This is a genomic window from Asticcacaulis biprosthecium C19 (assembly GCF_000204015.1).
Classification (GTDB): Bacteria; Pseudomonadota; Alphaproteobacteria; order Caulobacterales; family Caulobacteraceae; genus Asticcacaulis; species Asticcacaulis biprosthecius.
Genome location: NZ_GL883081.1, coordinates 1 through 4,175, shown reverse-complemented (window position 1 = coordinate 4,175; position 4,175 = coordinate 1). Strand labels below are relative to the sequence as shown.

The window sequence follows — 4,175 nt, the reverse complement described above, 5'->3', positions numbered from 1 at the left end:
TAGAGATAAGGAGTATGGCTGGTTCTGTAGTCGTGACCCAGAAAGGACTGGGGCGAGGCATGCACTCTGGGTTTGACAAATATAGGGGCGAGGATACCCTTCCTTTCGGAGGTCGGAATGTCTGACGAGAAAACATTTACGCCGAGGCAAGGCGGGGAAGGGGCTGACGGCGGAACATCGCCTCATAACTATCTGCACGAACTCCTGGCCATCAGTGCCAAGGAATTAGACGATGGCGAATTTGCTGACGTGACGGCTGAAAGCATACTTGCTGAAGGGGAGGTTCGACGTGCTCAGCAGGCTATGCGGCTGACGGAAGATCAACGCAGACTTTACGAGTTGATGAGCGATATAAGTGAAGAGGCCATATTCGCCGGCTGGATCAATCACAACGAGTATCGGCTTTGGGCGATGATCTCCGAACCTGGCAACAGTCGGATATTCCGGGGCACAGTTGTGACTGACGAGCAGGTGCTCGAAATGCGGCGGCTTTCCAAACTTGTCGATGGTTGGATCGTCTACATCGTTGAAGACGATATTTCGTACGAGGAATGGGGAGAACGCTTTCTGCCCATGGCGGAGTGGCTTAAGGTCTATGAAGACTTTCGGCAGAAACATTCAGATCACTTCAAAGAATACCTGAACTCCTGATTCCGATTAACGCTTGACGGGGTATGGCTTGTCCTCTATAGCCCGGCCATCATTTTCGAGGCGGCCCTCAGAAGCTCTCCCGATCCATCCTATGCAGGGGCTGTGTCCCCGCCGTAACCTCCATAGCGCAGGTTGCGGCTTTTGTGTTTTTCAAAACACTGCAGTGATGGTCGGACCCTCAGAAACGGTAAAACCGCAACCGAAGTCCTCCGGCCAAACGGCACAGGCTTCCTAAATCAAGGCACGAGATTTAATGCCCACAGTCAACCAGCTTATTCGCAAGCCTCGCCAGCCGAAGCCCAAGCGCAACAAGGTGCCGGCCCTGAAGGGCTGCCCGCAGCGCCGCGGCGTCTGCACCCGCGTCTACACCACCACGCCGAAGAAGCCGAACTCGGCTCTGCGTAAGGTCGCCAAGGTCCGTCTGACCTCGCAGATCGAAGCCGTGTGCTACATCCCCGGTGAAGGCCACAACCTGCAGGAACACTCCGTGGTCCTGATCCGCGGCGGCCGCGTCAAGGACCTTCCGGGCGTCCGTTATCACATCCTGCGCGGCGTGCTCGACACGCAAGGCGTCAAGAACCGTAAGCAACGCCGTTCGCACTACGGCGCGAAGCGTCCTAAGTAAGGAACAGATCATATGTCACGTCGTCACCGCGCAGAGAAGCGCGACGTCCTGCCGGACCCCAAGTTCGGTGATCTGGTCGTCACCAAGTTCATGAACTACGTCATGTACGAAGGCAAAAAAGCCGTTGCCGAAAACATCATCTATGGTGCTTTCGACATCCTGATTGCCAAGAAGAAAGATGCCACCGCGCTGGAAACCTTCCACGCCGCCCTGGACAATGTCTCGCCGTCGATCGAAGTGCGTTCGCGCCGCGTCGGTGGTGCGACCTACCAGGTCCCCGTCGAAGTCCGTCCTGACCGCCGTCGCGCCCTGGCCATCCGCTGGCTGGTCAACGCTGCTCGCAAGCGCGGTGAAAACACCATGACCGAAAAGCTGGCCGGCGAACTGCTGGACGCCGCCAACAATCGCGGCACCGCCGTCAAGAAGCGTGAAGACACGCACAAGATGGCTGAAGCCAACCGCGCATTCTCGCACTATCGTTGGTAAGAGAAGGCTTGGCGTTAGTAATTCCAACGTTTTTGCAAGCGCGAAAATTTTGCTTTGAGGCGCGGGCGGTTTGAGTTAAACCGCCCGCGACTTTGCACCTGAAACAGTGCCCTGAAGCAGCGAAGCGTTAGGGCAAGGAAACAAGCCCTGAAGCAGCGAAGCGTTAGGGCAAGGAAACAAGCCCTAAAGCAGCGAAGCGTTAGGGCAACCATCTTTTTATCCTGAGGCTACTCCCATGCCCCGCACACATAAGATCGAAGACTATCGTAACTTCGGTATCATGGCGCACATCGACGCCGGCAAGACCACGACCACCGAGCGCATCCTGTATTACACGGGCAAGAGCCACAAGATCGGCGAAGTCCACGACGGCGCCGCCACCATGGACTGGATGGAGCAGGAGCAGGAACGCGGTATCACCATTACCTCCGCTGCCACCACGACCTTCTGGCTGGGCAAGCGTCTGAACATCATCGACACCCCGGGCCACGTCGACTTCACCATCGAAGTCGAACGCAACCTGCGCGTCCTCGACGGCGCGGTCGCTGTTCTTGACGGCAATGCCGGTGTCGAGCCGCAGACCGAAACCGTCTGGCGCCAGGCTGACAAGTACAAGGTGCCGCGCATCGTGTTCGTCAACAAGATGGACAAGATCGGCGCCGACTTCGATAAGTCGGTCCAGTCGATCCGCGACCGTCTCGGCGCCAAGGCTGTGCCGATCCAGTTCCCGATCGGTTCCGAAAACACCCTGTCGGGCCTGGTTGACCTGGTCCGCATGAAGGCCGTTGTCTGGGACAACGATGCCCTGGGCGCCAACTACCGTGACGAAGAAATCCCGGCCGACCTGCTCGACAAGGCCCTCGAAGCCCGCCAGTATCTGATCGACAATTCCGTCGAACTCGACGACGAAGCCATGGAAGCCTATCTCGAAGGCACCGAGCCGTCGGAAGAAGTGCTGAAGAAGTGCATCCGTAAGGCCGTTCTGAACGCTGCCTTCTATCCGATCCTGTGCGGTTCGGCCTTCAAGAACAAGGGCGTTCAAACCCTGCTCGACGCCGTCGTCGACTACCTGCCGTCGCCGTCGGACGTTCCGCCGACCCATGGCATCGACTACAAGACCGAAGAAGACGTCGTCCGCAAGGCTTCGGACGAAGAGCCGCTGGCCATGCTGGCCTTCAAGATCATGGACGACCCGTTCGTCGGCTCGCTGACCTTCTGCCGTCTGTACTCGGGCAAGCTGGAAACCGGCATGGGCCTGCTGAACACGACGCGCGAAAAGAAAGAGCGCGTCGGCCGCATGCTGCTTATGCACTCTAACGACCGTCAGGATATCAAGGAAGCCTATGCCGGCGACATCGTCGCCCTGGCCGGCCTCAAGGACACCCGTACCGGTGACACCCTGTGCGACCCGATGAAGTCGCCTGTCATTCTGGAACGCATGGAGTTCCCTGCGCCGGTTATCGAAATCGCCGTCGAGCCCAAGTCGAAGGCCGACCAGGAAAAGCTGGGCGTTGCCCTGGCCAAGCTGGCGTCCGAAGATCCGTCCTTCACCGTTTCGACCGACCACGAGTCGGGCCAGACGATCCTGAAGGGCATGGGCGAACTGCACCTCGACATCAAGATCGACATCCTGAAGCGGACCTACAAGGTCGAAGCCAATATCGGCGCGCCGCAGGTTGCCTATCGCGAATCGATCACCCGCAAGGCTGACATCGACTACACCCACAAGAAGCAGACCGGTGGTACCGGCCAGTTCGCCCGCATCAAGGTGACGGTCGAGCCCGGCGAGCCCGGCTCCGGCTTCGTGTTTGAATCGGCCATCGTTGGCGGTAACGTGCCCAAGGAATACATCCCGGGCGTCGTCAAGGGCTTCGAAACGTCCAAGGAAAACGGCCTGCTGGCCGGCTTCCCGCTGATCGACTTCAAGGTCACCCTGACCGATGGCGCCTACCACGATGTCGACTCCTCGGTCCTGGCCTTCGAAATCGCCGCGCGCGCAGCGTTCAAGGAACTGCGCGACAAGGCCGGTCCGCGTCTGCTGGAACCGATCATGAAGGTCGAAGTCGTGACCCCGGAAGAGTACCTGGGTTCGGTCATCGGCGATCTGAACGGCCGTCGTGGTATGATCCAGGGGCAAGACATGCGCGGCAACGCCATCGTCGTCGATGCCTTCGTGCCGCTGGCCAACATGTTCGGTTATGTGAACACCCTGCGCGGTATGTCGCAAGGTCGCGCCCAGTTCTCCATGACCTATGACCACTACGAGCCCGTGCCGCAGCACGTCGCTGACGAAGTGATCAAGAAGTACGCCTAAAAACCCTCTTGGCCCGTAGCACGGACTGTGCTACGGGCCGCAACCTTACAAAGATCAACCCTAGCAAATGAAGGCCCGCTACCAGCGGGATTTGTGAAA

The 4,175-nt window shown here is 58.7% G+C and carries 4 protein-coding genes; all 4 read left to right on the top strand.

Features of this window, described 5'->3' with window-relative positions; translation table 11 throughout:
* Window positions 1–117 precede the first annotated feature (117 nt).
* The 4 genes from ABI_RS22075 to fusA all read left to right on the top strand — a co-directional run bounded on the left by ABI_RS22075 (window position 118) and on the right by fusA (window position 4,076).
* Entirely contained in the window at window positions 118–651 is a 534-nt protein-coding gene (locus ABI_RS22075; RefSeq protein ID WP_006275292.1) for a hypothetical protein, read from the top strand.
* 253 nt (window positions 652–904) lie between these two features.
* The gene (gene rpsL, locus ABI_RS22070) at window positions 905–1,276 is read left to right on the top strand and encodes a 30S ribosomal protein S12 (protein WP_006275291.1); all 372 of its coding nucleotides are present in this window, start codon (window positions 905–907) and stop codon (window positions 1,274–1,276) included.
* Window positions 1,277–1,288: 12 nt separating this feature from the next.
* Window positions 1,289–1,762: a 30S ribosomal protein S7 gene (rpsG, locus tag ABI_RS22065; RefSeq protein WP_006275290.1), complete on the top strand. Its 474-nt coding sequence runs from the start codon at window positions 1,289–1,291 to the stop codon at window positions 1,760–1,762.
* A 235-nt stretch (window positions 1,763–1,997) separates the two neighbouring features.
* Window positions 1,998–4,076, top strand: a complete 2,079-nt coding sequence (gene fusA / locus ABI_RS22060) for an elongation factor G (RefSeq protein ID WP_040309973.1) — start codon at window positions 1,998–2,000, stop codon at window positions 4,074–4,076.
* Window positions 4,077–4,175 lie beyond the last annotated feature (99 nt).

Coding starts and splice junctions, on each gene's coding strand:
- ABI_RS22075 (WP_006275292.1), top strand. CDS start 118: ATGTCTGACGAGAAAACATTTACGCCGAGGCAAGGCGGGGAAGGGGCT.
- rpsL (WP_006275291.1), top strand. CDS start 905: ATGCCCACAGTCAACCAGCTTATTCGCAAGCCTCGCCAGCCGAAGCCC.
- rpsG (WP_006275290.1), top strand. CDS start 1,289: ATGTCACGTCGTCACCGCGCAGAGAAGCGCGACGTCCTGCCGGACCCC.
- fusA (WP_040309973.1), top strand. CDS start 1,998: ATGCCCCGCACACATAAGATCGAAGACTATCGTAACTTCGGTATCATG.